The organism is Gluconobacter sp. GP1 (assembly GCF_032913585.1).
GTDB classification, from domain to species: domain Bacteria; phylum Pseudomonadota; class Alphaproteobacteria; order Acetobacterales; family Acetobacteraceae; genus Gluconobacter; species Gluconobacter cerinus.
Genome location: NZ_JASGXC010000072.1, coordinates 1 through 293, shown reverse-complemented (window position 1 = coordinate 293; position 293 = coordinate 1). Strand labels below are relative to the sequence as shown.

The following is a 293-nucleotide window of genomic DNA, read 5'->3' as shown; positions in this document are numbered from 1 at the left end:
GGGCGTCTCATGCCAACCCTGCGGGGAACGGTCTGCAACATCACGCCCGTCCTGATCGATGCCGTGAATTACGTCTATCAGGTCAGTGATGCGCCAGCAGAAATTTCCGCACTCTATGAGGGCGGCTTTGCAGGAGGCATAACCTTTTCCGGAACGGTGACAGACATCTATGCGCAGTCTCCGGCTCCCGGCACCTATCTGATCCAGAGAAGTGGGACAGGAACATGGATCCGGCTCGGAACCCGGCCGGTTTACGGGATTACCGTGGATGCAGTCGGCGCGTTTCCGTCCGG

General features: G+C 59.0%; 1 pseudogene. It reads left to right on the top strand.

Going from position 1 to position 293, the window contains the following annotated elements:
- Positions 1-293: pseudogene (locus R5H23_RS16975) on the top strand (hypothetical protein); the annotation flags it as partial.